The organism is Mycolicibacterium rhodesiae (genome assembly GCF_002086695.1).
Lineage (GTDB): Bacteria > Actinomycetota > Actinomycetes > Mycobacteriales > Mycobacteriaceae > Mycobacterium > Mycobacterium rhodesiae.
The window spans coordinates 185,068-209,626 of sequence record NZ_MVIH01000003.1; the positions used below are offsets into that span (position 1 = coordinate 185,068).

Consider the following 24,559-nt stretch of genomic DNA (forward strand, 5'->3'; position numbering starts at 1 on the left):
GTACCCTGGGCGCGATGAAGTACAGACACGCGGCCGTCGCGCTGGCCGTCGCCGTCACCGCCGTGGCCGGATGCAACCGGCCTGCCGACTCCGGGCAACCACCCGCGCCGGCCAAGGCCGCCGCGCAGTTCGCCGATGAGCTCCGTCAGCGGGTCACCACCGACGCCATGATGGCGCACCTGCAAAAGCTTCAGGACATCGCCAACGCCAACAAGGGGACCAGGGCGGTGGGTACCCCCGGCTTCGATGCCAGCGTCGACTATGTGGCCGGCGTGCTGCGCTCGAAGGGGTTCGATGTCCAGACCCCCGAGTTCCAGGCCAAGGTGTTCAAAGCGGGTAAGCCGGAGCTGCGGGTGGGCGGCGACACGGTCACCGCGCAGGCCGCGGAGTTCAGCCTTTCCACCCCGCCGCAGGGCGTCACCGGGCCGTTGGTGGCCGCCCCGGCGGACGACACTCCGGGCTGCGCGCCGGCCGACTACAACGGTCTTGCCGTCCAGGGCGCCGTGGTACTCGTCGACCGGGGTAGTTGCCCGTTCTCCGACAAGCAGGCCATCGCGGCCAAGCTCGGTGCGGTCGCGATGGTGGTCGCCGACAACGTCGACGAGCCGGTGATGGGCGCCACCCTCGGAGAGACCACCGACGTCAAGATCCCGGTGGTCGGGGTGAGCAAGGCCGACGGCGCGCGGCTACGCGCCAATCCCGGGCCGACGATGCTCAAGCTCGAGGCCAGCACGCAACTGGTCAACGCGCGCAACGTCATCGCGCAGACCAAGACCGGATCCACCACTGACGTGATTATGACCGGCGCCCACCTGGACAGCGTTCCCGAGGGCCCTGGCATCAACGACAACGGCTCCGGGGTGGCCGCTGTGCTGGAGACCGCGGTGCAGCTCGGCGCCAATCCCGATGTGAAAAACGCTGTGCGGTTCGCGTTCTGGGGTGCCGAGGAGCTCGGGACCATCGGATCCAACAAGTACATCGAGTCGCTGAATGTTGACCAGCTCAAGGACATTGCGCTGTATTTGAACTACGACATGATCGGCTCACCCAATCCCGGCTACTTCACCTACGACGGTGACCAGTCCACCGCCCCGGGGCGCGGGGAGCGCGCTCCGCGGGTGCCGGAAGGCTCGGCGGGTATCGAGCGGACGTTGGTCGCCTACCTGAAGTCGGCCGGAAAGACCGCCCAGGACACGTCTTTCGACGGCCGCTCGGACTACGACGCGTTCACCAAGGCAGGAATTCCCTCGGGCGGGCTGTTCTCGGGTGCCGAGGAGAACAAGACCGCCGATCAGCAGAAGCTGTGGGGCGGTACCGCCGACGCGCCGTTCGATCCGAACTATCACAAGGCGACCGACACCATCGATCACGTCGACAAGACCGCGCTGGGCATCCTCGGCGGCGGAGTTGCGTTCTCCGTCGGTCTCTACGCCCAGGACATCGAGGGCCGCAACGGCATTCCGATTCGCGAGGACCGCACCAGGCACGCGGGCGCGCTGTCGTAATGCATTGACATCGCACTCAGATCGCTTTTTCGGCGGAGATATGGATCTGAGTGCGACCTCAGTGCCGTGAGCGCAGCACCCCCAACGCCCGCATGCCGTGGTAGATGACGAGTGCGGCGATCGATCCGAGTGCAATGCCGGTGAACGTGAGATTGCCGATCTTCCAAGTGAAGTCGGCAATGCCGACGATCAGCGCGATCGCGGCGGTCATCTGGTTGACCGGCAGGCTGAAGTCCACCCGATTGGTCAGCCAGATCCGCACACCCAGCACGCCGACCAAGCCGTAGAGCACGACGGTCGCACCGCCGAGCACGCCGGGCGGGATCGCCGAGATCGTCGCTCCGACCTTGGGGCACAACGCCAACAGGATCGCGGTCACACCGGCCACCCAATACGCGGCCGTGGAGTACACCCGGGTGGCGGCCATCACGCCGATGTTCTCGGCATAGGTGGTGGTGGCCGAGCCGCCGCCGAAACCGGCCAGCACGGTCGCGACCCCATCGGCCGCCAGCGCGCGGCCGGTCAGCGGGTCGGTGTCGACCCCGGTCATCTGGCCCACCGATTTCACGTGCCCGATGTTCTCGGCGATCAGCGCGATCACCGCGGGCAGGAACATCGGCAGGACCGAGAGGTTCAGCGTCGGCGTCTGGAACTCCGGCAGTCCGATCCACCCGGCCGCCGCGATGCCCGCGGTGTCCACTTGGCCGACCGCCAGCGCCAACAGATAACCGGCGACCACGGCCAGGAAGATCGCCAGCCGTCCGATGATGCCGCGGAAGAACGCCAGCGCCGCCACCAGCAGCACCAGCGTGACGATGCCGACCAGCGGGCCCTTCTCGAAGTTCGTCTTGGCGGCCGGTGCCAGATTGAATCCGATCAGCGCGACGATGGCGCCGGTGACGACCGGCGGCAGCGCGATGTCGATCCAGCGGGTGCCGGCCAGGTGCACGGCGAGGCCGATGACGATCAACAGCACCCCGACCGCGATCAACCCGCCCAGCGCGCTGCCTGCGCCGTGCGAGGCCACCGCGGCGGTCACCGGCGCGATCACCGAGAAGCTGGAGCCGAGATAGCTGGGCAACCGGTTGCCGGTGATCAGCAGGAACAGCAGCGTCCCGATACCGGAGAACAGCAGCGTCGTGGCCGGCGGGAATCCGGTGAGCACCGGCACCAGGAACGTGGCACCGAACATGGCGACCACGTGCTGGGCACCGATACCGAGTGTGCGGGGCCAGCTCAACCGCTCGTGCGGGGCGACGACAAAGTTCTGGTCAGCCCGGCTTTCCACCGGTGTCCAGGTCATGGGAATCACGGTCATACCGTAACCGCCGCACCGCGTAGATCACGGCGCCAAGGATGAGCACCCCGGCGCCGGACAGCACCGCCGGAAGTGGCAGTGCGACCGACAGCACCACGCAGCCGGCCAGCCCGACGGCGGGGATGATTCGGCGACCCAGCGTCCACGCCGAGGCGTTGGCGACCGCGTAATACACCAGCACCGCGAACGACGAAAAGCCGATCACCCCACGGACATCGGCCACCGCGGCGAGTACTGCGACGACCACACCGACAGCGACCTCGGCGCGGTGCGGAACGCCGAAGCGCGGATGTACGGCGGCCAACCCGACCGGCAGGTGGTGATCGCGCGCCATCGCCAGGGTGGTTCGCGACACGCCCAGAATCAACGACAGAAGGGAGCCCAGCGCCGCGACCGCCGCGCCGACCCGGACCACCGGTTCGAATCCGGCCGCCCCGGCGATCCGCACCGCATCTGCCAATGGTGCTGCGGCCGTTGCCAATCGGTCCGGACCCAATGCCGTGAGGACCGTGACCGCGACGGCCACGTAGATGACGAGCGTGAGCCCGAGCGCCAGGGGGATGGCCCGCGGGATGGTCCGGGCCGGATCGCGCACCTCCTCACCGAGGGTGGCGATCCGCGCGTAACCGGCGAACGCGAAGAACAGCAGGCCCGCCGCTTGTAGCACGCCCAGTACCGTGCCGTGGCCGAGCCGCAACTGGTCGACGTCCCCGCGTCCCGAACCGGCCACGATCACCACGACCGCGGCCAGCACCGCCAGAACGACAGCGACGATGACGCGGGTCAGCAGCGCCGATTTTTGAATGCCGCGATAGTTCACCGCGGTCAGCGCCACCACCGCGGCAACAGCCACCGCGTGGGCGTAGGCGGGCCACACGTAAAAGCCGACGGTCAATGCCATCGCCGCACACGACGCGGTCTTGCCGACCACGAAGCTCCAGCCGGCCAGATAGCCCCAGAAGTCGCCGAGCCGTTCCCGGCCGTAGACGTAGGTGCCACCCGATTGCGGGTAGAGCGCCGCCAGTCGGGCCGAGGATGAGGCGTTGCAGTAGGCGACCACGGCGGCGACCGCCAGCCCGACCAACAACCAGGAACCCGCCGCCGCGGCGGCCGGCGCCAGTGCGACGAAAATGCCGGCCCCGACCATCGAACCGAGCCCGATGATCACGGCATCGGTGGTGCCCAGACGGCGCTCAAGCGTGCTCACGGCCGGGATGCTAGGCGCTCAAGATGAATGCGGACCGGCGAGGGAGCGGTCACCCGCGCCCAAGCCGGTCCGGCACGGTCCCCCGACCCATTTCGCGTGGCATCCTCACAAACCAACGACGTACGCGTCGCCGTGCTTGATCAATGTAAGCGAAAAATCTGACGGTGCCGTAAACCTTGTCGGAACTGTGATCTTGAACGTCAGCGGTTGCGGACGATGTTGGCACCCAGATAGGCGCCGTAGGCCAGCAAGCCGGCCAGCGCGAGCTTGCGCGTCTTGGGTGCGATCAGAGCCAGGCCGATCGCGGTCTCGATGCCGCCGTCGATGTAGGTGTGCTGCAACGTGTTGTCCGGAAACGCCGACTTGGTGGCGGATTCGAACAGCTCCGGGCGCACGAAGTGCGACAACCCGGTGGCGGCCACGACCAGCCCGGTCGCTTTGATCAACGGCTCTGCAGACATCGACGTCCTCTCGCAGGTCAACTGATGTGGTAGTCGGAGACGGGGTACGTCGACGCTTCGCGTAGTGCTTCGTGCGTAGTCATCGGCCGCAACAGCGTCGCCTCACCACTGGGATTGAAATAGTACGACCGCGCTGTCGCGCAGTTGCCGAGGGTGAACAAAGAGGTGCCGAGCAACTCCGTCATCTCATCCAGATAGCGGGCGTTGGCTTCCTCGGTGATCTCGAACGTGGTGGCCCCGCGCTGCTTCAGTTCGCCGAAAAGCCGGTCCATGTGCCGCATCTGATATTCCATCGAGTTGAAGAAGTTCAAGCCGAGGAACGCATACGGACTGGCCAGGCTCAGGAAGTTGGGGAAGTACGGAACCGAGACACCCTGGTAGGCCTGGAATCGGGTCTCGCGCCACCACTTACCCAGGTTGCGGCCGTCGCGCCCGATCACCTCGATGGCCGGGAAATTGGCCTCCCAGAGATCGAAACCTGTTGCCAGCACCAGGGTGTCGATGACGGACTTGGTGCCGTCGTTGGCGACGATCCCGTCGGCCTCGATGTGGTCGATGCCGCTGGACTGCAGGTGCACATTCGGCCGGGTGAACGCCCGGTAGAACTTGTTGGAGAACGTCGGCCGCTTGCAGCCGAAGGCGTAGTCCGGGGTGAGCTTGCGCCGCAGTTCCTTGTCCCGGATGACGGCGAAGCGCCACACCTTGGACAGGTAGGCCGCTGCGCGATTGCCCAACGGGAAACGGCTGTAGTGCAGGATGCCCCAGTCGACCAGCACCTCGTAGACGAAATCGGTGACGGCGCGAATGACGCGCTGGGTCAGCGGTACGCGGGCGAACACCCGCTTGGCCCTGGCGGAGAACTTGATGTCGATCTTGGGCACGACATAAATGGCGGTGCGCTGATACACGGTGAGATCGGCTGCGTCGCGGGCCAATTCGGGGATCAGTTGGACCGCGGTGGCGCCAGTCCCGATGATGCCGATCTTGCGGTTGGTGGCGTCGTAACTGTCGTCCCACGCCGCGGTGTGGACGATCTTGCCCTCGAAGGTGTCGATGCCCGGGATCTCCGGCGTGCGCGGCTGCGACAGAAAGCCCGTCGCGGTGATCAGGTACCGCGCCGCCAGGGTGTCACCGTCGGCGACCGTGACCCGCCACAGCTTGTCCTCTTCGTCCCAGCGCGCGCTTTCGACGGTCGTGTTGAACCGGATGTGGCGGCGCACGTCGTACTTGTCGGCGACGTTGTCGGCGTACTGCTTGATCTCGGCGCCGGTCGAGAACAGCCGGTCCCAGTTCGGGTTGGGCTCGAAGAAATACGAATACGTGGTGGTGGGGACGTCGACGGTCAGACCCGGGTAGTGGTTGACGTACCAGGTGCCGCCGAGATCGTCCTCGCGGTCCAGGATGACGAAGTTGTCGAATCCGAGGCGCTTGAGCTCGATCGCGGCGCCGATTCCGCCGAAACCGGCACCGACGATGATCGCGTCGTACTGCGTTGGCATGCGAACAGACTACCGTATCTTACTCGCCAGTAAGATAAGCCGTTGGGCCCCAAATCCGGGGACTGATGTCGACTACCCATCAGTCCCGCGGATTGGTCAGCTCGCAGTCGTCGGCGTGGGAGCCGGCGGCAACGGCGTGCGAAGGGGCTTGGGCGGGTACGGAGCCCGCTGCGGTGCGGTGGGCAGCGAGTACTTGGTGTACGTCGGCCGCACTCCACGCTTCTTGTTGCGCACCCAGGCGGCATACCGCTTCTTGTAGACGTTGTAGTTGTACGCGTTCAGCTTGTTGATGTAGTTGAAGCGGTTGACGTAGTTGGCGTAGTTCGTCTTGTACTGGCGGTCGATGTAGTTGACCTGGTTCTGCCAGCTCTGCAACGCGATGTCGTCGGCTCGCTGGATCTCCGCGACCCGTTCGAGGTATTGGCGCATGGCGATGTCGTCGGTGTCGGCCGCTGCCGCGGCAGCACTCACTCGGGCTGCGACGGGTTGCACGGTCGTGCTGTCACCGGCGTCCGCCGCCGCGATCGTCCCGTCGACACCGGCCCGGCCGCGCAGTCCGAACAAGCCACCGGTGCCACCGGACTGGCCGATGCCCGCGGATGCGGTTCCGGTGCCGAACGCGTCGGCGTCACCGCCGCGGCCGCCGTTCCCGCCGATGGCGAACAATGTGCCGCCACCACCGATCCCGCCGTCGCCACCCTCGGCGTTGCCGTTGGCGTAGGCGACCGCCAGGCCGCCGGCACCCGCCGCGCCGCCGACGCCGGCGAACACCTGACCGCCGTTGCCGCCGAAGCCGCCTTCGGCGTCACCGTCGTCGGAGTAGCCGTCGCCGCCGAGGCCTCCGGTGCCGCCCATGCCGAATCCGGTATCGCCGCCGGCGCCACCGCTTCCGCCGAGGCTGTCGGCCGCGTTGTATGCGGCGCCGTCGCCGCCGGCGCCGCCACGTCCACCGATCCCGAAGGCGCTGGCGCCACCGCGGCCCCCGTCGCCGCCGAACGCGGCGTCGTCCGGGTTGGCGCTCTCTGCGTCGCCGACCCCGCCGTTGCCGCCCAATCCGCCGAGTCCGAAGATGCTGGCGCCACCGGCGCCGCCATTGCCCGCGAGTGCGGTGCCGGCGTCTGCTACGGCCATGCCGCCATTGCCGCCCCGCCCGCCGGTGCCGTACCCACCGCTGCCGCCGGCGCCGCCATTGCCGGCCACCGCGATTCCGTCGGCCGAAAACGCGGTGCCGCCGTCGCCGCCGTCGCCGTTCGTGCCGAAGTAGAAGCCACCGCTGCCACCGGCTCCGCCGTCGGCTGCGACGGCGTCACCGCTCGGGCCGTCGACATCCCAACCGCCGTCGCCGCCCCGGCCGCCGTTGCCGACGAGCATGCCGCCCCGGCCGCCGGTGCCGCCGCGGGTGGCCTCGGAGGTGAGGGTGCCGTCGACGGCGTAGACGGCGTCCACCCCGGTCCCACCGGCGCCGCCGTTGCCGAACCAGCCGGCCGCGCCGCCGTTACCGCCGTTGAATCCGTTGCCGCCGTTGCCGAAGATGCCACCCCGACCGCCATTGCAGGCCGCGCCGGCGCTGCACGTCTCTGCGGTCCAGGAGTAGCCGTTGCCTGCGATGATCCCGCCGTTGGGATGCGCGGCGGTGCCGTTGCCGAAGAAGACGCTGACGATCGACTCGAAACCGCCCAGCGCACCGACCGCGGCCGAACGGGGCGTGGTGGTCACCGCCGCGGCGGTCGGTGTGGTGGTCGCGGTCTTCGCTGACGACACCGTGGGGTCGGTGGCGGCGCCACTGAGTGGCTGCTTATCGGAGCCCGAATCCCGCTGCGTGACAACGGTCTTCTTGACCGGACTCGAGGTGCGTGCTGAGCCGGCCTTCGTCGACGGCTTCGTCGTTCCGGAATTCGCCGAGGACTTCGCCGGGCCTGACGCCGACGAACTCGCCTTCGAGGAGCCGCTGCCGGCGCCGGACGAACCGGTGTCTGCCGACGCGACCGCCGGGTTCGACGCGATCGCGAGGCCGACGCCGAGGGCGATCGCCGACGCCCCCATCCAGCAAATCAGGCCTGAATAGCTGTCGACACCGATATTTGCTATCGAGCGAATTCGGGCCCGCGCCTCGGCGGTGGAATTGCGCTGCGAATGAGCAGTTTTTGCTGCATGACGAAGATTCATGTGTCCCTCCCCGACGGAACAACGCACAGAAGTTGGGTTAGCTAACGTATATTGACGCAAAGTCTGCGCGAAGCATAAAACGGATGTGCCGATACGTCTAGCGATCAGCAGAATCGGCGCTCGATGCCGTGGTGAGCCGAATCCCGCTTACCGTACCGGCTTTCGTCATAGAGATCAGGACAGTGCCGACAGCGCGGCGTCGACAGCGAGGGCCGGCACGTCGAGCCTCTTCGAGCCGAGATCGTGGCGAGCGCCGGTGACTTCGACGATCGCCACCGGCGCGGGGATGAGTGTGGCCGCCTCCCGAAGTTCGTCGATGGTGCCGAACGGATCGGCGGTGCCGTGTGTGAACACCGTCGGCACCGTGATGCCGCCGAAGTGTTCGGTGCGCAACCGGTCCGGCTTGCCGGGCGGATGCAGGGGATAGGAGAACGGGGTCAGCACGTCGACAAGGCCGGGATTCTCGGCGACGACCATCGAGGTCTGCCGGCCCCCGTACGAATGTCCGCCGGCCAGCAGCGGTCCCGTTGCCAGCGAGCGGGCCAGCGCGAGTGCGTCGACGATCCCGTCCCGGTCGCCGGCAGCCGATCCCGAGGGCGGTCCCTTCGGGCGGCGTCGTCGATAGGGCAGGTTGTAGCGGACCGCGAGCCAGCCGCGGGATGCCCACTCGTCGCAGATCCGGATCAGCAGAGGCGACTCCCGGCTCCCGCCGGCGCCGTGGGTGAGCACCACCACGCCGGCCGGGGTGCCTTCCGGTTCGTGTGCGACGCCGGCGATCTCGTCGAGGTCGGTCATGACTGCAGTCGCCACAGCGCCGACACCGGGCCGTGGCCGCTGCCGAGCGGATACGCCGCGCGGAGGCACTCGGTGACCCAGGCCTTGCCGAACGCCACCGCGTCGGGCATCGAATACCCGTGCGCCAGAGCGCACGCGGTGGCCGCCCCCAACGTGTCACCGGCGCCGTGGTCGTGGCCGGTGTCCACCCGCGGGGCATCGAACTCGTGGAAGTCGGTGCCGTCGTACAGCAGGTCCGGACTGTGCGTCGATCCCCGCAGATGACCACCCTTGACCAGCGCCCACTGCGGACCCAGTGCGTGCAGCGCCTTGGCGGCATCGCGCTGGGTCTGCTCGTCGACGACGTCGATGCCCACCAGCAGGCGGACCTCGTCGAGATTGGGGGTGACCAGACTGGCCAGCGGGAAGAGCTGGCTGCGCAGCGTCTCCAGCGCCGACGGGTGCAACAGCGGGTCGCCGTGCATCGAGGCGCAGACGGGGTCGACGACGAACGGCGTGGTGCCCGCCAGACCGAGGTCACGCCACGTGCCCGCCACGGTTTCGATGATCGCCGAGCTGGCCAGCATCCCGGTCTTGGCGGCCTGCACACCGATGTCGGTCACCACGGCCTCGATCTGGCCGGCGATCACATCGGTGGGAATTTCGTGAAACCCCTTGACGCCCAGGGAGTTCTGCACGGTCACCGCGGTCACGGCGACCAGCGAGTGCACCCCGAGCAGTGCGAAGGTGCGCATGTCGGCCTGGATGCCCGCGCCGCCACCGGAGTCGGAGCCGGCGATGGTCATGACGCGCAGGGGCGTCTGGCCCGGCGGGGTCAGGGGGAGCACATTCACGGCACTGAGTTTTCCAGAGGGATGTACACCCGGTTGCCGTGTGCGGCGAACTCCTCGGATTTGGTGGCCATTGCGTCGCGAATGTCCTGCGTGATGCGCATCGAGCAGAATTTCGGCCCGCACATCGAGCAGAAGTGTGCGGTCTTTGCGGGCTCGGCGGGCAGGGTTTCGTCGTGGAACTCGCGCGCGGTGTCGGGATCCAGGGACAGCGCGAACTGGTCGTGCCAGCGGAAGTCGAACCGGGCCCGCGACAGCGCGTCGTCGCGTTCCTGCGCGCGCGGGTGGCCCTTCGCAAGATCGGCGGCGTGGGCGGCGATCTTGTAAGCGATCACGCCGTCCTTGACGTCCTTGCGGTTGGGTAGGCCGAGGTGCTCCTTCGGCGTGACGTAGCACAGCATCGCGGTGCCGGCCTGGGCGATGATCGCCGCCCCGATCGCCGACGTGATGTGGTCGTAGCCGGGCGCGATGTCGGTGGCCAGCGGCCCCAGTGTGTAGAAGGGGGCCTCCTCGCACAGTTCTTCCTCGAGACGCACGTTCTCGACGATCTTGTGCATCGGGACGTGGCCGGGGCCCTCGATCATCACCTGCACCCCAGCGGCTTTCGCGATCTTCGTCAGCTCGCCGAGGGTGGCCAGTTCGGCGAACTGGGCCGCGTCGTTGGCGTCGGCGATCGAACCCGGACGCAAGCCGTCGCCCAGTGAGAACGTGACGTCATAGCGCGCGAGGATCGTGCACAGTTCTTCGAAGTTGGTGTACAGGAACGACTCTCGGTGGTGGGCCAGGCACCAGGCCGCCATGATGGAACCGCCGCGGCTGACGATCCCGGTGACGCGGTTGACCGTCAGCGGGATGTGGCGCAACAGCACGCCGGCGTGCACGGTCATGTAGTCCACGCCCTGCTCGCACTGCTCGATCACGGTGTCGCGGTAGATCTCCCACGTCATCCGGGTCGGGTCGCCCTTGACCTTCTCCAGCGCCTGGTACATCGGGACGGTGCCGACCGGAACCGGGGAGTTGCGCAGAATCCACTCCCGAGTGGTGTGGATATCGGCACCGGTCGACAGGTCCATGATCGTGTCGGCGCCCCACCGGGTGGCCCACACCATCTTGTCGACCTCCTCGCCGATCGAGGAGGTGACCGCCGAATTGCCGATATTGGCATTGACTTTCACGGCGAAGGCCTTGCCGATGATCATCGGCTCGCTCTCCGGGTGGCGATGGTTGGCGGGGATCACCGCCCGCCCGCGCGCCACCTCGTCGCGCACAAGTTCGGCGTCGACGCCCTCCCGCGCGGCGATGAACGCCATCTCCGCGGTGATCTCGCCGGATCTGGCCCGCTGCAGTTGGGTGCCGCGGTCGGTGACGATCCCGGACCGGGCAGGCAAGCCGGCGTGCAGGTCGATCACCGCGTCGGCGTCGGTGTAGGGACCCGAGGTGTCGTAGAGGTCCAGGTGCTCGTCGTTCGACAGGTTCACCCGGCGAAACGGAACGCCGTCGCGGTAGATCTTCGTGCTCCCGGCGATCGGGCCGGTGGTGATTTCGGGATCAACAGCACTCATTACGCATCTCCCTACGCCGGCATTACCCGGACAGGTTCTACGGTCGACGGCCGGTCAGCCGTCCTCTCAGCGCACTCGTTGTGCGCTCCCGTGTGGTTGGTTTCCGTCGCCCACGCTAGCAGCCGGGCCGCGAGTTTCACTTTTGGCAGCGGACTTCTCGATCTTTGGCTGCGAAAAGTGAAATTCGATTCGGGCTCTTGCTCAGGGCTGCCAGCCGCGGGACAGAAGAAGTGTTCGAGCACGCGCGATGATCTCGCCGTCGCGATCTTCCTTGATGACGTGGTCGACCGCCCAGCCGAGGCTCTCCAGCTTGGGACGCAGGCGAAAGTCCTTCACATAAGCACGACGATTCGTGCGGTGTACATCCCCGTCGTACTCCGAGCCCACGCGGAATTCCTCCCAAGCCATGTCGAGGATGCGTACCGCCTCCCACCCGTCCAGGACGGGGACTTGAGTGGTAGGACGTGGCAGGCCGGCGTCGACGTACAGCAGCCGTAGTCGCGTCTCTTGCGGCGAGGCCGCTCCGCCATCGATGAGGGGCAGTACATCGGCCAAGCGCTTCATTCCGCGCACTCCGGGATATCGCTTGGTGAGGATGAGAACGTCCTCAGTTGAGAACACTTGGTTTCGCATGAGCGCGTCCAGCCGGGCGACGGCTTCGCCGCGCGGCAGATGCCGGCCCAGGTCGAACGCCGCACGGGCGCGCACGACGACAGGGATGCCGGAGACGGTGGTGATCTCGTCGGCTGCGATCGACTCCTGGCGGATGGCCAAACCCGGTTGCGGCCGGGCATGCCGCGGCGATATCAGCTCGATGGTGGTGTGGGGGTCGACCCAGTTCGCGCCGTACAGGCCGGAGGCAGCCACGCCGGTGATCACCGCTTGCCGGCCGGTCGCCAGCCACGCCGCCTTCGCGCGATGCCACAACGTAACGGTCGAGTCCTTGGGTACGTACACGCCGCGAAAGAGCGGCTCGTACCAGCGGGCCAATTCACTCCTGGTGAGCCGACCATCGGTCAGCGCCTCGCGGCCGATGAACACCTCCCGCTTGGCCATGCCGGGAGGATGTCATCGGGGACCGACATCGCAGGACGAAGGCGTCGAGTTTCACCTTTTGCCGTTGCCTACTCGATCTTTGGCTGCAAAACGTGAAATTCGAGCGGGACCAACGATTGGCTCTGAATGATTTGTATAGCTAACATATGCGTTATTGCGCCGGAAGGCGCCCTTTGCTTTTTGCTGGACGATTGCACACGAAACGAGATTTGCCCGTGACGACCGAGCTTGACCCGGCCCTGGCCGAGACCGACCGGCGCCGCCGTCGGATGGACCACGACCACCCGCACTACAAGTGGGTGGTCCTGTCCAACACGACGCTGGGCATCCTGCTGGCGTCGATCAACGCCTCGATCGTCCTGATCTCCCTGCCCGCGATCTTCCGGGGTATCGGGCTCAACCCGCTGGCTCCCGGCAATGTCAGCTACCTGCTGTGGATGCTGATGGGCTATCTGGTGGTGACCGCCGTGCTGGTGGTGCCGTTCGGCCGGCTCGGCGACATGTTCGGCCGCGTGCGGATCTACAACATCGGCTTCGTCGTGTTCACCCTGGCGGCCATCGCGCTGTCATTCGACCCGTTCCACCTCGACGGCGGCGCGATCTGGCTGATCGCCTGGCGAGTGGTCCAGGGCGTCGGCGGCGCGATGCTGATGTCGTCGTCATCGGCCATCCTCACCGACGCCTTCCCGGCCAACCAGCGCGGCATGGCGCTGGGCGTCAACATGGTCGCCGCCGTCGCCGGCTCGTTCCTTGGCCTCCTGATCGGCGGTGTGCTCTCCGAGGTGCACTGGCAGGCGATCTTCTGGGTGGGTGTGCCGATCGGCGTCATCGGCACCCTCTGGAGCGTGCGTTCCCTCAAGGAACTCGGTGTGCGCAGTCCAGGCCGGGTCGATTGGGCAGGCACCATCACCTTCGGTGTGGGGCTGACCGTGCTCCTGATCGGGATCACCTATGGCATTCAGCCGTACGGTGATTCCACGACCGGCTGGACGAGCCCGATGGTGCTGGGCTCGATCGTCGGCGGCCTGTTGCTGTTGGTGGCGTTCTGCTTCATCGAACTGCGGGTCGCACAGCCGATGGTCGACATCAGGCTGTTCCGGTCGGCGGCCTTCGGCATGGGCAACCTCGCCGGGCTGATGTCCTCGGTCGGCCGCGGCGGCCTGCAGTTCATGCTGATCATCTGGTTGCAGGGCATCTGGCTTCCGTTGCACGGCTACAGCTTCGAATCGACTCCGCTGTGGGCAGGTATCTACTTGTTGCCCGCGACATTCGGCTTCCTCGCGGCCGCTCCCATCGCCGGCTCGCTGGCGGACCGATTCGGCGCGCGGCCCTTCACCGTCGGCGGGATGGTGTTGATGGCGGTGACATTCGTTGCGTTGCTGATGATTCCAGTCAATTTCAACTACTGGGTGTTCGCGGTTCTGGTGTTCCTCAACGGTCTCGGCGGCGGCATCTTCACCGCGCCCAACACGGCGGCGATCATGTCCAGCGTTCCTGCCTCCCAGCGCGGCGCGGCCTCCGGCGTACGAGCGACGTTCTTCAACGCGGGCTCATCGCTGTCGATCGGAATTTTCTTCTCGCTGATGATCGTCGGGCTCGCCCAGACGCTTCCGGGCGCGATGAGCGAAGGTCTACAGGCGCAGGGTGTTTCGGCATCGGTCGCACACGACGTGGCCAATCTGCCGCCCGTCGGAAGTCTGTTCGCAGCGTTCCTGGGCTACAACCCGATTGCCGAACTGTTGGCACCCTACGACGCCTTGCATCAGCCAGGCGTCAACGCCGACGTGCTGACCGGGCAGACCTTCTTCCCGAACCTGATCACCGGGCCGTTCCACTCCGGGCTGGTGGTGGTGTTCGGTGCGGCCGCGCTGATGATGGTGATCGGTGCGATCGCCTCGCTGTTCAATCCGGGCCGCTACGGCGGCGCGGAGGTCACCGAAAACCAGGCGCCCGCGACGACGACGTCCGAGTAGCCGGCGGCGGGGCGGTCCCCTCAGCGACCCAGCGATGCAACCGTCCCGCGGTGCGCCACATTGCGGCCTGCAGTTCGGCAGGCCCGACTTCGGCCTGCGCGCATGCCGTGAGGCGGTCGGAGATCCTGGACAGGGTGAACGCGCCCATCCGGGCGGTGCGGTCCCGCGAGGCGCGCATGCTCTGCGCGATCGCCTCCCGGAACTCGAGGAGATCGCCGACCGTCCTGGACCCGCCGGACGGTCGCTGCCGTCGATACTCTTCGATGAGCGCGTCGATACAAGTCAACGCCTGATGCGCAGTGCTTTTCGGAATCGGGATGCTGAGGTCCGAGCTCACCCTCTGAGCCCAGCACACCCGCTCGAACGGACCGTGACGAGCCGAGAACGGCTACGAATCACGAATCCGAACGGCCGACCAAGATGAGGTCACGAAGCGCAAACGCCGGGACCGCGAGCGCATCGGAGAGCTGGGCTGCGAAGGAACGGGCGATGCGGGGACCGTCACGTTGTTCGTCGAAGTCACCGGTCAGATCGACGGCGATCCGGCAGCCGAACGTGTCGCTGGCCTCGACAACGTTGATGCCCTGAACGCCGACGGGCATCGGAAGTTTCCCGGCGACCGCACGAACGTGCTCCACCGTCGCTGCCCAGTCGACGTACACCGACACAAACGACCCCATCTCGACCATGGTTGTGCCGCTCACCGACGGTCGCCACCCGAATCGCCGAATGTTCACTCACCGGTTACCCGGCGACAGCTGACGAGGACACCTACGGGGCCGATCACCCGTCGTGGGAGATGTCCACACTCGTCGGCGCATCGGCGGTCCGGCGCCGGCGGACCACAACGACGGTGATGGCGACACCGGCCAGAACCACTACGACCGCGGCGATCCCGCCGCCGATCAACAGCGTGCGGTTGTTGTGTTGTTGCGCCTGTGCCGGGGACGGCTGTTGGCCCGCAACGAGTTTGATGTCGTAGCCGGGCAGCGGATCCTGAGCCGGCGGATCGACGCCGGGCAACAGCTGTGTCCGGGAGATCTGGAACAGCGCCTCGCCGTGTTCGTCCTTCGACCATTGACCCCAGGCGGGAATCTCGCCATCGAGAAGAACTCGCGTGGCATCGCCGACGGCGGGGTCCTTACCCAGATCCGTCAGCGTGCGCACTCGGAACGGCGCGGAGGTGCCCTGGTCGAATGTGACTTGGACAAGGGCGTTCTTGACGATGTTCAGCGGTGCCGGCTTCTGCGGGGGCGCCTGCCCGGGCGCGGGCTTGAAACCGCCGCCGGAAAAACTGCCGACCGAGATGTTGGTCGGTGGGGCCGAGCCGGTTTCGGTCGATGCGGTAAAGCTGTAGACCCCGGGTCCTGGGGTGTCGATGACAGCTCGCTGCAGCGGTGGAACGGTGAATGTCCTTGGCGTACCACCGGATTCGTACACCACCCGCAGCGGGGCCTGGTACGGGTTGATGAAGACCGGCCGGTAGTACCGGTCGTATGAGGTCCAGCGCGAGTTCCATTTCTTGACCGGACTGTTCAGCCGCCCGCCCCTGGAGCGGGCCGGTCGCGGGACGGCGGACTTCACCTTGTTGGCGTAGGAGCGGGCACCTCTGGTCGTCGTCTTCGGGCCGACGACCCGGCCGCGCCGCGCGGTGGTGCCATCGTCGCGCGGGACCTCGGCAGTGTCCGGCTTGGGCTCGGCGTCCGGTTCGTCGTCGGGGTCGGCGGTCGGATTCGGTTCGTCGTCCGGGCTGCGCGTCTCCGGAGCGGAGGGCTCCGGGGTTTCGGCGCCCGACGGCTCCTGGGGTCCGCCGTCGGGCCGCTCGTCCTCGGTGCCAGGGTCCTCGCCCGTGGGTTGCGGCGCCTGCTCGGGCTCCTGCTGGTCCTCGCCGGGCGAGTCCGGTGCGTCCTCGTCGGCGGGGTCGTCCGCCTCGGGCGCATCGTTAATGCCGCCGTCGTCGACGTCGCCCGGGTCGTCGAAATCCACGCCGCCCTCGTCGTAGCCGCCGCCGTCGTCATAACCGCCGCCGTCGTAGCCGCCGCCGTCGTCGTAGCTGCTGCCACCGTCGCCATCGTCCGGGTCGGCGGAACTCACCGGTATCCCGGCGAACAACGTCGACATCGACAGGGCGACGGCTGCGGTGAAAGCTGCAGGCTTGTAACAGAACATTGCGGTTGCGCGGCGCACCGAGACCTCCCCCTTGACCGCCACGGACGGCCGTGGCATTGCCATCAAATCATCCTGACCGCGATGATGGAACGTCTTCGCCGTTTGCTGGGCAGTGGTGGCGTGTCCTGCGGCAGTATCGTGACTGTCCCAACTGGCCTCCGAATCGGCGCTGCCTTCGGTAGCTTCACTGACCGTGCCCGCGCTGACGAACCGCCAGATCCTCCTTCGCCGCCGCCCCTCGGGACTGGTGCAGTCGACCGACACCGAGCTGGTCACCTCGCACGCACCCGACCTCGCCGAGGGGGAGGCGCTGTTGCGCACCACCTACGTGGGCCTGGATGCCGCCGTCCGCACCTGGCTGGACGATCAGCCGAGCTACCTGCCGCCGGTGCAACTCGGCGAGGTCATCCGCGCCGCCGGTATCGGTGAGGTGGTGGAGTCGCGCTGCGACGCGTTCGCGGTGGGCGACATCGTCACCACCCTGACCGGCTTTCAGGACTACGCCGTCATCCGCGACGACCTGTTCAGTACGCCCATCCCGGGTGAGACCGATCAGCTGGCCATCATGAGCGTGTACGGGCCGACCGGGGCCACGGCCTATTTCGGGATGACCGACATCGGCCGTCCGAAAGAGGGAGAGACGGTGGTGGTGTCGGCGGCGGCCGGCGCCACCGGTTCGGTGGCCGGGCAGATCGCCAAGATCGCCGGTGCCCGGGTCGTCGGCATCGCCGGCGGACCGGACAAGTGCCGGGCGGTGGTCGAGGACTTCGGCTTCGACGCCTGCATCGACTACAAGAACGACGACATCCCTGCCGCATTGAAACAGCACTGTCCCAAGGGTGTTGACGTCTACTTCGACAACGTCGGCGGGCCGATCCTCAACGCCGTGCTGGGCCGGCTGGCCCCCAAGGCCCGAGTCGTGCTGTGCGGGGTCATCTCCAGCTACCTGACCGGTGAGCATCCCGGTCCGGCCAACTACGTCAACCTGCTCGCCAAGACCGCCTCGATGCAGGGGTTCAACGCCCTGGACATGTGGGGCCGTTTCGATGAGGCGTTCGCCGATCTGCGCCGCTGGGAGTCCGAGGGCAAGCTGGTGCACCGCGAAACCGTATTCGACGGTCTGGAAGCCTGCGTCGACGCGCTCAACGGACTGTTCACCGGAGCCAACATCGGCAAGATGCTGGTGAAGGTCAGCGAACCGTCCAGCTGAGTCAGCGCTGCAGATCCACCAGCACCGGTGCGTGGTCGCTGGGGGAGGGATCGCCCTTCTTGCCCGGGCGGCGTTCGTCCTTGACGATCTCTGCGTGTGTCACACGTTCGGCCAACGCCGGTGAGCCCAGGATGAAGTCGATTCGCATGCCGCGACGCTTCTGGAACGCCAGCTGGGTGTAATCCCAGTACGTGTAGACACCGGGGCCGGGCGTGAACGGGCGCACCACGTCGGTGAACCTGGTCTCGACGATGGCGTTGAACGCCTTGCGTTCCGGTTCCGACACGTGGGTGGCGCCGTCGAATACCGAGATGTCCCAGACGTCGTCGTCCATCGGCGCGATGTTCCAGTCGCCGACCAGGGCGATCGGGGCCTGCGGGTCGTCGTGCAGCCATGACTCGGCTGTATTGCGAAGAGCGGCAAGCCATTCCAGCTTGTACTGATAGTGCGGATCGGCCAGGGTGCGGCCGTTGGGCACATACAGGCTCCACACCCGCACGCCGCCGCAGGTGGCCGCCAGGGCGCGGGCCTCGGCCTTGGCATCGTCGTCCTTGCCCCACGAGGGCTGCCCCTCGAAGCCGACCTCGACATCGTCGAAGCCGACACGCGAGGCGATCGCCACGCCGTTCCATTGGTTGAACCCGCAGTGCACCACCTCGTAGCCGGCTTCCAGGAACGGCATGGTGGGGAACTGGTCATCAGCGCATTTGGTTTCCTGCATGGCCAGCACGTCGACGTCGGCGCGGCCGAGCCAGTCGACGACCCGGTCCACCCTCGCGCGAATCGAATTGACGTTCCAGGTGGCCAGGCGCAAGACGTCGGCGGACATGGCCTACAGCGTACGGGGGCTCAGAGACCGGGCATCGACGTAGCGGTGGTGATGATGCAGTCGAAAACCGAGCGAGTGATACAGCGTGATCGCGCCCGAGTTGTCGCTCAACACCTGTACATACGCCCGGTCGGCGCCGCGCTGCGCGCCCCAGTCGAGCAGGGCCAGGCAGAGCCGGCGGGCATGTCCGCGCCTGCGGTGCGCGGAGTCGACGTGGACGGCTGAGATGCCCAGCCAGCGGGTGCCGTCCGGGGCGGTGGTGATCGCGCCCCGGCCCACTGCGGCACCGGCCGTCGAGGCGAAGACGACCTCGCCGTCGACCACCGCCGTCAGTACCTCGGGCGGCACCTCGCGCTCGTAGCAGCCCAGCCAGGCCGCATCCGGGCTCGGCAGGAAGGTCACCGCCGCGTCCGGCGCGGTGGCGGTAACGTCGGTGACCATCACCCGGGTGTGCTTGATGCCGTCGGCGCGAACCGGCAGCAGTCGCTCCGGCAGCGCCAGCCACGGCTCCAGGTCGCGCTGCGCGTACCAGTCGACGATCGCGGGCAGGGCGGTGATGTTCGACGAGAAGTCCAGGGGTACAGCCGAGTTGGCGCGGCTGGTGTAGCCGCCCGCGGCCCGCAGCAACCAGCCGTCGTGCCAGCTCTGCTCGGTGCCCGGCCAGGCCAGCGCCGCCGCGTGCTCGACGTTGCGGATCTCGGAGGTGCGCACGGGAACCCCGCTGAGCTCCCGTACCGCGACCACATCAGCGTGGCGGACCTCCACCACTCCGTCGGACTTGGTGCGCACCACGATCACCGGTTCCTGCGCCAGCAGCTCACCGATCACGTCGGACATCGGCGGAGTGGTGCCCGCCTGCAGGCGGTAGCGGATGCTCACTCGACTGCCGACGGGCGGCAGGCTGGTCATCAGTGACCGAACGGGTCGGGTACCTCGCCGGGCGTCCATGTCAGGCCGGGCACCCCCCAACCGTTCTTCTTCACCGTCTTCTTCGCCGCGCGGGCATGCCGGCCGATCAGGTGGTCGACGTAGAGGAACCCGTCGAGGTGGCCGGTCTCGTGCTGCAGCATGCGGGCGAACAGGTCGTGGCCTTCCAGGGTGACCGGGTTGCCGTCGGCGTCCAGGCCGGTGACTCGCGCCCACTTGGCGCGGCCGCGTGGAAACGATTCGCCCGGCACCGACAGGCAGCCCTCGTCGTCGTTGTCGGGGTCGGGCATGGTCTCGGGAATCTCCGATGTCTCCAACACGGGATTGATCACCACTCCGCGGTGGCGCGTGGTCTTCCCGCGCTCGTCGGCGCAGTCGTAGACGAACAACCGCTTGCCGACGCCGATCTGGTTGGCCGCCAGCCCGACTCCGTTGGCCGCGTCCATCGTGTCGTACATGTCCGTGATCAGATCGGCCAGATCCGCGGGCAGCGAACCGTCGTCAGCGACGGGCACAGGCTGCGTCGGGGTGTGCAGAACGGGATCACCCAGGATCACGATTGGTCTAACCGCCATGACCGGCAAGCTTAGTCAGCCGACGCGCGGGCTTGGCTGCCGTCCCAACCGGGACAACCGTGATTGAATGAGCGCCGAGCACAGGGAAGTCTTTTGCAGGTCTTCGAAAGGGTCTACAGATCGAAATGGACGGCGCCATGGCACGGGCCGAGCGGTCCAATGACGACGCTGACCTTCCCGATGGGTTGACTCGCCGCGAATACGACGTCCTGGCTTTTGAGCGGCAGTGGTGGAAGTACGCCGGCGCCAAGGAAGAGGCCATCAAGGAACTCTTCTCGATGTCGGCCACCCGCTATTACCAGGTGCTCAACGCCCTTGTCGACCGCCCCGAGGCGCTTGCCGCCGACCCGATGCTGGTCAAGCGGCTGCGACGGCTCCGGGCGAGCCGGCAGAAGGCGCGTGCGGCGCGGCGACTCGGCTTCGAGGTCCCCTGATTTTTCTCCCGTGGCGGACCCGCTGGTTACAGTGGGCGCGATGAACGACCGCGTACCTGATTCCGCCGGGCTGCCGTTGCGCGCCATGGTCATGGTGCTGCTGTTCCTCGGGGTGATCTTCCTGCTGGTCGGGTTCCAGGCCATGGGCTCGGGCACTGACAACAGCAGCGACGACACGTCGGCGCGGACGGTCACCACGACGACTTCCAAGACCTCGGCCGCGCCGGCACCCAAGGCCGACGTGCGGGTTTTCAACGTCGGCGAAGGCGAAGGCGCCGCCAGCCGGATCGGTGACCGGCTGCGTGAAGCCGGCTGGAATGTCACCGAGACCAGCAACCTGCAGGTGCCGCCGCTGCCGGCGACCACGGTCTATTACGGCACCACCGACGGGGAGCAGGCCGCCGCGGAGGCGGTGGCCAAGGTGCTCAACGCGCCGGTGGCGCCGAGAATCCCGGAAATCGCCGAGCAGCCACCGGGCGTGATCGTTTTGGTGACCGGATAGGCTTCGGCTCATGGTCACGACCGTCAGCCCGCGCAGAACTGCCGCCGCCATCCTGTTCGTCGCTCCCATCGCCGTGTTGAGCGCGTGCAGCCCGAATGAACCGATCGCCTCGCAGCCCGGAACCAACCCTCCGGTGTGGACCGGATCCCCCGCGCCCGCCGCCGCGGGCGAGGGCACCCACGGCGCAGGCCACGGTGAGGACACCCACGCGGCTCCGCAGGCGTCCGCGTCCAGCGCCGACACGCTGACCGCACAGATCAAGGCCCCCGACGGCACCCAGGTCGCCGCGGCGACCTTCGAGTTCCAGGACGGCTTCGCGACGGTCACTGTGCAGACCACCGGAACCGGCAAGCTGGCGCCGGGCTTCCACGGCCTGCACCTGCACTCGTTCGCCAAGTGCGAGCCCAACTCCGTCGCCCCGACCGGCGGCGCGCCCGGTGACTTCCTCTCCGCGGGTGGCCACTTCCAGGCCGGCGGCCACAGCGGACATCCCGCCAGCGGTGACCTCGCCTCGTTGCAGGTGCGCGAGGACGGTTCGGCGATGCTGGTGACCACGACCAACGCCTTCACCAAGCAGGATCTGCTGGGCGGCAACGGCACCGCGATCATCATTCACGCCGACGCCGACAACTTCGCCAACATCCCGCCGGAGCGTTACCAGCAGATCCAGGGCGGCGCGCCCGGCCCGGATGAAGCGACGATGGCCACCGGCGACGCCGGCAAGCGGGTGGCGTGCGGTGTCGTCGGCACCGGCTAAAACACCTCCGGAGAAGCCCGGCCGCATCGACTTCGCCGGGTCACCGCGGCCGACACTCGGCGTCGAGTGGGAGTTCGCGCTGATCGATGCGGTCACCCGCGACCTCAGCAACGAGGCGGCCGAGGTGATCGCCGATGTCGGCGAGAGCCCCCACGTCCATAAAGAGTTGTTGCGCAACACCATCGAGGTCGTCACCGGGGTCTGTGACACCGTCGACGAGGCGATGGTCGACCTCAAGGGCACCCTGCGCAGCGCGCGCGAGATCGTGCACGGACGCGGCATGGAGCTGTTCTGCGCGGGCACCCACCCGTTCGCGTCGTGGTCGACGCAGAAGCTCACCGACGCGCCGCGCTACGCCGAGCTGATCAAGCGGACCCAATGGTGGGGACGGCAGATGCTCATCTGGGGTGTGCATGTGCACATCGGGGTGTCGTCGGCGCACAAGGTGATGCCGATCATCTCCTCACTGCTCAACCAGTATCCGCATCTGCTGGCGCTGTCGGCTTCCTCTCCGTTCTGGGCAGGCGAGGACACCGGGTACGCCAGCAACCGGGCGATGATGTTTCAGCAGTTGCCGACCGCGGGCCTGCCGTTCCAGTTCCAGACCTGGCGGCAGTTCGAGCGGTTCGTGCACGACCAGAAGAAGACCGGCATCATCGACCACATCAACGAAGTCCGTTGGGACATCCGGCCGTCGCCGCATCTGGGCACCATCGAGGTGCGGGTGTTCGACGGGGTGTCCAATCTGCGGGAGCTCGCGGCACTGGTGGCGCTGACGCACTGCCTGGTGGTCGACCTGGACCGCCGGCTGGAAGCCGGTGAGCAGTTGCCGGTGATGCCGCCGTGGCACGTGCAGGAGAACAAATGGCGGGCCGCGCGGTACGGTCTGGACGCCATCATCATCCTCGACGCCGACAGCAATGAACGGCTGGTCACCGAGGACCTCGACGATCTGCTGACCCGGCTGCAGCCGGTGGCCGAATCACTGCACTGCGCAGATGAATTGGCTGCGGTCGCCGACATTCCGCGACGCGGCGCGTCCTATCAGCGCCAGCACCGGGTCGCCGAGGAGAGCGGCGGCGATCTGCGCGCGGTGGTTGACTCGTTGGTCGGGGAGCTGGACATCTAGCCCGCGTCACGACGATGCGGGCTGCAAGCCCGAGGAGGAGTGGTGCAATGGACCCGAGGGAGGCGCCCATGAGGATTCGACGACTGGGACTCGCGGTGGTGGCGACGGCTGTCGTCCTGACCGGTGGCGGTTGCGCCAAGGCGATCACCGGAACCCCGGTGGCCACCCCCGGCGAGGCGGGCAAGGGCATGGTGCCCGCCGATCTGCTCACCACGACCTGCCGTGAGTTCTTGACCATGGACACCGTGACCCGGCGCGAAGTGATCGTGGCGATCGGGAAGAGCGGGAATCAGCTGGTCTCGATGAACCCGCAACTGTGGGCGGGAGTGGCCAGTGCGCTGTGCGGATTCGTCGACCCCAGCGCGCCGGTCAAGGATGTCGTCATGGGGCAGGGCATCCGGTAGCTATGACAGCCCAGCCGATGTTCCCGCTGCAGTCGGCGCTGCTGCCCGGAGAACCGTTGCCGCTGCGGATCTTCGAGCCGCGATACTCGCAGCTGGTGCGGGACTGCCTGGAGATGAGCGATCCCGCATTCGGGGTTGTGCTGATCACCCGCGGCCTCGAGGTCGGTGGTGGCGACGTCCGCGGCGACGTCGGGGCGCTGGCCCGCATCACCGAATACGCCGACCACGGGATGGGCCAATACCAACTGGGCACTGTCGTCGGTGAACGAATCCGGGTGCGCGAGTGGCGCAGCGACGACCCGTATCCCCGCGCTGTCATCGAACCCTGGCCCGACGAGCCGGGCCCACCGGTGACCCACGAACGCATCGGCGAGATCGTCGATGCGATGCTGGCTCTGTTCGAGCGGATCGTCTCCGCGCGGGGCGCGCGGCTGCGGCCCGATGCGCTCGCGGTCGAGCCGGAGGTCGCCGACGATCCGTCCCGGCACATTTATGCGCTCGCCGCCAGGGTGCCGATGGGACAGGCCGACCGGTATGCGGTCCTGGCGGCACCGACACTCGCCGAGCGGGTCGACGTGCTGGCCGACGCGATCGAAACAGTCTCTGCCATGGTCGAATTCCAGATCGCCTCCGACGAGAACGGGGAATAGGAGCTCCGCGGTCTTCTCCCGGGCCGACTCTGCGGTGAGGCTGTCGGGGTGGGATGACACCATCGGTACATGACGTCGATGGAACGGCCGATGCCGCCGTTGAATGCCGATGAGCGCACCACACTGGAGAGTTGGCTGGACTTCTACCGCACGACCTTGGCCGCCAAATGCGAGGGCCTCGCCGACGACCGGTTGCGCTTCGCGTCGGTGCCGCCGTCGCCGTTGACGTTGTTGGGCTTGCTTCAGCATGCCGCGGAGGTGGAGCGGAACTGGTTCCGTCGCATACTCGTCGGCGAGAACGTGCCGCCGATTTTCGGACCGGCCGATCAGCCGGAGGGGCACGACGGTGGGTTCGCAGTGTCGGCGGAGTCGTCATATCGCGCCGCCATGCAGATCTGGCAGGACGAAGTCAGGCACGCGCGTGCGAACTGCGCGGCGCGGGCGCTCGATGACACCAGCCCCTTCATGGGCGGCGAGGTGAGTCTGCGCTGGATCTACACCCACATGGTGACCGAATACGCCCGCCACTGCGGGCACGCCGACCTGATCCGTGAACGCATCGACGGGGTGGCCGGGGTCTGAAACCTGTTGGCCTGTCGGC

At 67.4% G+C, this 24,559-nt stretch carries 26 protein-coding genes and 1 riboswitch; of the genes, 11 read left to right on the plus strand and 15 right to left on the minus strand.

Features of this window, described 5'->3' with window-relative positions; all coding sequences use genetic code 11:
- Positions 1–14: 14 nt before the first annotated feature.
- Positions 15–1,505 carry a M28 family metallopeptidase gene (locus BST42_RS08140; protein ID WP_083118072.1) on the plus strand — a complete coding sequence of 497 codons (1,491 nt, stop codon included), beginning with the start codon at positions 15–17 and terminating at the stop codon, positions 1,503–1,505.
- A 58-nt stretch (positions 1,506–1,563) separates the two neighbouring features.
- On the opposite strand, the gene BST42_RS08145 is transcribed toward BST42_RS08140, so the two are convergent.
- The 5 genes from BST42_RS08145 to BST42_RS30290 form a co-directional block, all read right to left on the minus strand.
- A complete protein-coding gene (locus BST42_RS08145) occupies positions 1,564–2,823 on the minus strand; it encodes a uracil-xanthine permease family protein (RefSeq protein ID WP_083118073.1) in 1,260 nt (419 codons plus the stop codon).
- Positions 2,777–4,039: an APC family permease gene (locus tag BST42_RS08150; RefSeq protein WP_264047135.1), complete on the minus strand. Its 1,263-nt coding sequence runs from the start codon at positions 4,037–4,039 to the stop codon at positions 2,777–2,779. Before BST42_RS08150 ends, BST42_RS08145 begins: the two co-directional genes overlap by 47 nt.
- Before the next feature lie 191 nt (positions 4,040–4,230).
- Positions 4,231–4,491, minus strand: a complete 261-nt coding sequence (locus BST42_RS08155; protein WP_083118075.1) for a DoxX-related protein — start codon at positions 4,489–4,491, stop codon at positions 4,231–4,233.
- Between the two features lie 17 nt (positions 4,492–4,508).
- Positions 4,509–5,990 (minus strand): flavin-containing monooxygenase, encoded by a 1,482-nt coding sequence (locus tag BST42_RS08160; RefSeq protein WP_083118076.1) that lies wholly within the window; start codon positions 5,988–5,990, stop codon positions 4,509–4,511.
- A gap of 96 nt (positions 5,991–6,086) precedes the next feature.
- Positions 6,087–7,706: a hypothetical protein gene (locus BST42_RS30290; protein ID WP_165760807.1), complete on the minus strand. Its 1,620-nt coding sequence runs from the start codon at positions 7,704–7,706 to the stop codon at positions 6,087–6,089.
- On the opposite strand from BST42_RS30290, the gene BST42_RS08175 reads away from it, so the two are divergent.
- A complete protein-coding gene (locus BST42_RS08175) occupies positions 7,699–8,055 on the plus strand; it encodes a hypothetical protein (protein ID WP_165760808.1) in 357 nt (118 codons plus the stop codon). The genes BST42_RS30290 and BST42_RS08175 overlap by 8 nt on opposite strands.
- A 275-nt stretch (positions 8,056–8,330) precedes the next feature.
- Here BST42_RS08175 and BST42_RS08180 read toward each other — a convergent pair whose 3' ends face one another.
- From BST42_RS08180 to BST42_RS08195, 4 genes are all read right to left on the minus strand, one after another.
- Positions 8,331–8,951, minus strand: coding sequence for an alpha/beta hydrolase family protein (locus tag BST42_RS08180; protein WP_083118080.1), 621 nt, complete (start codon positions 8,949–8,951; stop codon positions 8,331–8,333).
- Positions 8,948–9,784 carry a bifunctional hydroxymethylpyrimidine kinase/phosphomethylpyrimidine kinase gene (gene thiD, locus BST42_RS08185; RefSeq protein ID WP_083118081.1) on the minus strand — a complete coding sequence of 279 codons (837 nt, stop codon included), beginning with the start codon at positions 9,782–9,784 and terminating at the stop codon, positions 8,948–8,950. The genes BST42_RS08180 and thiD overlap by 4 nt, the downstream gene beginning before the upstream one ends.
- Entirely contained in the window at positions 9,781–11,343 is a 1,563-nt protein-coding gene (gene thiC, locus BST42_RS08190; protein WP_083118082.1) for a phosphomethylpyrimidine synthase ThiC, read from the minus strand. The genes thiD and thiC overlap by 4 nt, the downstream gene beginning before the upstream one ends.
- Positions 11,335–11,445: riboswitch (TPP riboswitch) on the minus strand. Its footprint overlaps the gene before it by 9 nt.
- A 99-nt stretch (positions 11,446–11,544) precedes the next feature.
- Complete coding sequence (locus BST42_RS08195; protein ID WP_083118083.1) at positions 11,545–12,399, minus strand: type IV toxin-antitoxin system AbiEi family antitoxin; 855 nt, start codon at positions 12,397–12,399, stop codon at positions 11,545–11,547.
- Positions 12,400–12,668: 269 nt separating this feature from the next.
- Between BST42_RS08195 and BST42_RS08200 the strand changes: the two genes are divergently transcribed.
- Positions 12,669–14,372 carry an MFS transporter gene (locus tag BST42_RS08200; protein ID WP_110918537.1) on the plus strand — a complete coding sequence of 568 codons (1,704 nt, stop codon included), beginning with the start codon at positions 12,669–12,671 and terminating at the stop codon, positions 14,370–14,372.
- Here BST42_RS08200 and BST42_RS29330 read toward each other — a convergent pair.
- The 3 genes from BST42_RS29330 to BST42_RS08210 form a co-directional block, all read right to left on the minus strand.
- A complete protein-coding gene (locus BST42_RS29330; RefSeq protein WP_133057428.1) occupies positions 14,332–14,709 on the minus strand; it encodes a hypothetical protein in 378 nt (125 codons plus the stop codon). The two genes, BST42_RS08200 and BST42_RS29330, sit on opposite strands and share 41 nt — an antisense overlap.
- Positions 14,710–14,767: 58 nt before the next feature.
- The gene (locus BST42_RS08205; protein WP_133057429.1) at positions 14,768–15,076 is read right to left on the minus strand and encodes a hypothetical protein; all 309 of its coding nucleotides are present in this window, start codon (positions 15,074–15,076) and stop codon (positions 14,768–14,770) included.
- Between the two features lie 79 nt (positions 15,077–15,155).
- Complete coding sequence (locus BST42_RS08210; RefSeq protein WP_133057430.1) at positions 15,156–16,604, minus strand: hypothetical protein; 1,449 nt, start codon at positions 16,602–16,604, stop codon at positions 15,156–15,158.
- Positions 16,605–16,734: 130 nt separating this feature from the next.
- On the opposite strand from BST42_RS08210, the gene BST42_RS08215 reads away from it, so the two are divergent.
- Positions 16,735–17,751, plus strand: coding sequence for an NADP-dependent oxidoreductase (locus BST42_RS08215; RefSeq protein ID WP_083118087.1), 1,017 nt, complete (start codon positions 16,735–16,737; stop codon positions 17,749–17,751).
- Position 17,752: 1 nt separating this feature from the next.
- On the opposite strand, the gene BST42_RS08220 is transcribed toward BST42_RS08215, so the two are convergent.
- From BST42_RS08220 to BST42_RS08230, 3 genes are read right to left on the minus strand one after another with little or no spacing between them, the layout of a single operon-like run.
- Positions 17,753–18,565 carry an exodeoxyribonuclease III gene (locus tag BST42_RS08220; protein ID WP_083118375.1) on the minus strand — a complete coding sequence of 271 codons (813 nt, stop codon included), beginning with the start codon at positions 18,563–18,565 and terminating at the stop codon, positions 17,753–17,755.
- Positions 18,566–18,583: 18 nt separating this feature from the next.
- Positions 18,584–19,489 (minus strand): N-acetylglutamate synthase, CG3035 family, encoded by a 906-nt coding sequence (locus tag BST42_RS08225; protein WP_083118088.1) that lies wholly within the window; start codon positions 19,487–19,489, stop codon positions 18,584–18,586.
- Complete coding sequence (locus BST42_RS08230; protein ID WP_083118089.1) at positions 19,489–20,082, minus strand: peptide deformylase; 594 nt, start codon at positions 20,080–20,082, stop codon at positions 19,489–19,491. Before BST42_RS08230 ends, BST42_RS08225 begins: the two co-directional genes overlap by 1 nt.
- Before the next feature lie 125 nt (positions 20,083–20,207).
- Here BST42_RS08230 and napA point away from each other — a divergent pair, with 125 nt between their 5' ends.
- The 7 genes from napA (at position 20,208) to BST42_RS08265 (ending at position 24,540) form a co-directional block, all read left to right on the plus strand.
- The gene (gene napA, locus BST42_RS08235) at positions 20,208–20,516 is read left to right on the plus strand and encodes a nucleoid-associated protein NapA (RefSeq protein ID WP_047328743.1); all 309 of its coding nucleotides are present in this window, start codon (positions 20,208–20,210) and stop codon (positions 20,514–20,516) included.
- A gap of 40 nt (positions 20,517–20,556) precedes the next feature.
- The gene (locus tag BST42_RS08240) at positions 20,557–21,018 is read left to right on the plus strand and encodes a LytR C-terminal domain-containing protein (protein ID WP_083118376.1); all 462 of its coding nucleotides are present in this window, start codon (positions 20,557–20,559) and stop codon (positions 21,016–21,018) included.
- A gap of 10 nt (positions 21,019–21,028) precedes the next feature.
- Positions 21,029–21,775, plus strand: coding sequence for a superoxide dismutase[Cu-Zn] (gene sodC, locus BST42_RS08245; protein ID WP_083118090.1), 747 nt, complete (start codon positions 21,029–21,031; stop codon positions 21,773–21,775).
- Positions 21,756–22,904: a glutamate--cysteine ligase gene (locus BST42_RS08250; RefSeq protein WP_083118091.1), complete on the plus strand. Its 1,149-nt coding sequence runs from the start codon at positions 21,756–21,758 to the stop codon at positions 22,902–22,904. The genes sodC and BST42_RS08250 overlap by 20 nt, the downstream gene beginning before the upstream one ends.
- Positions 22,905–22,972: 68 nt before the next feature.
- Entirely contained in the window at positions 22,973–23,308 is a 336-nt protein-coding gene (locus BST42_RS08255) for a hypothetical protein (RefSeq protein WP_133057431.1), read from the plus strand.
- 2 nt (positions 23,309–23,310) lie between these two features.
- Complete coding sequence (locus BST42_RS08260) at positions 23,311–23,958, plus strand: LON peptidase substrate-binding domain-containing protein (protein WP_083118092.1); 648 nt, start codon at positions 23,311–23,313, stop codon at positions 23,956–23,958.
- Positions 23,959–24,027: 69 nt separating this feature from the next.
- Positions 24,028–24,540: a DinB family protein gene (locus BST42_RS08265; RefSeq protein ID WP_083118093.1), complete on the plus strand. Its 513-nt coding sequence runs from the start codon at positions 24,028–24,030 to the stop codon at positions 24,538–24,540.
- Positions 24,541–24,559: the final 19 nt, after the last annotated feature.

Bases quoted from the DNA above. Each gene is read 5' to 3' on its own strand.
- BST42_RS08140 (WP_083118072.1), top strand. From the start codon at position 15: ATGAAGTACAGACACGCGGCCGTCGCGCTGGCCGTCGCCGTCACCGCC.
- BST42_RS08145 (WP_083118073.1), bottom strand. From the start codon at position 2,823: ATGACCGTGATTCCCATGACCTGGACACCGGTGGAAAGCCGGGCTGAC.
- BST42_RS08155 (WP_083118075.1), bottom strand. From the start codon at position 4,491: ATGTCTGCAGAGCCGTTGATCAAAGCGACCGGGCTGGTCGTGGCCGCC.
- BST42_RS08160 (WP_083118076.1), bottom strand. From the start codon at position 5,990: ATGCCAACGCAGTACGACGCGATCATCGTCGGTGCCGGTTTCGGCGGA.
- BST42_RS08180 (WP_083118080.1), bottom strand. From the start codon at position 8,951: ATGACCGACCTCGACGAGATCGCCGGCGTCGCACACGAACCGGAAGGC.
- thiC (WP_083118082.1), bottom strand. From the start codon at position 11,343: ATGAGTGCTGTTGATCCCGAAATCACCACCGGCCCGATCGCCGGGAGC.
- BST42_RS08195 (WP_083118083.1), bottom strand. From the start codon at position 12,399: ATGGCCAAGCGGGAGGTGTTCATCGGCCGCGAGGCGCTGACCGATGGT.
- BST42_RS08200 (WP_110918537.1), top strand. From the start codon at position 12,669: ATGGACCACGACCACCCGCACTACAAGTGGGTGGTCCTGTCCAACACG.
- BST42_RS08210 (WP_133057430.1), bottom strand. From the start codon at position 16,604: ATGGCAATGCCACGGCCGTCCGTGGCGGTCAAGGGGGAGGTCTCGGTG.
- BST42_RS08225 (WP_083118088.1), bottom strand. From the start codon at position 19,489: ATGACCAGCCTGCCGCCCGTCGGCAGTCGAGTGAGCATCCGCTACCGC.
- BST42_RS08230 (WP_083118089.1), bottom strand. From the start codon at position 20,082: ATGGCGGTTAGACCAATCGTGATCCTGGGTGATCCCGTTCTGCACACC.
- napA (WP_047328743.1), top strand. From the start codon at position 20,208: ATGGACGGCGCCATGGCACGGGCCGAGCGGTCCAATGACGACGCTGAC.
- BST42_RS08240 (WP_083118376.1), top strand. From the start codon at position 20,557: ATGAACGACCGCGTACCTGATTCCGCCGGGCTGCCGTTGCGCGCCATG.
- sodC (WP_083118090.1), top strand. From the start codon at position 21,029: ATGGTCACGACCGTCAGCCCGCGCAGAACTGCCGCCGCCATCCTGTTC.
- BST42_RS08255 (WP_133057431.1), top strand. From the start codon at position 22,973: ATGAGGATTCGACGACTGGGACTCGCGGTGGTGGCGACGGCTGTCGTC.
- BST42_RS08260 (WP_083118092.1), top strand. From the start codon at position 23,311: ATGACAGCCCAGCCGATGTTCCCGCTGCAGTCGGCGCTGCTGCCCGGA.
- BST42_RS08265 (WP_083118093.1), top strand. From the start codon at position 24,028: ATGACGTCGATGGAACGGCCGATGCCGCCGTTGAATGCCGATGAGCGC.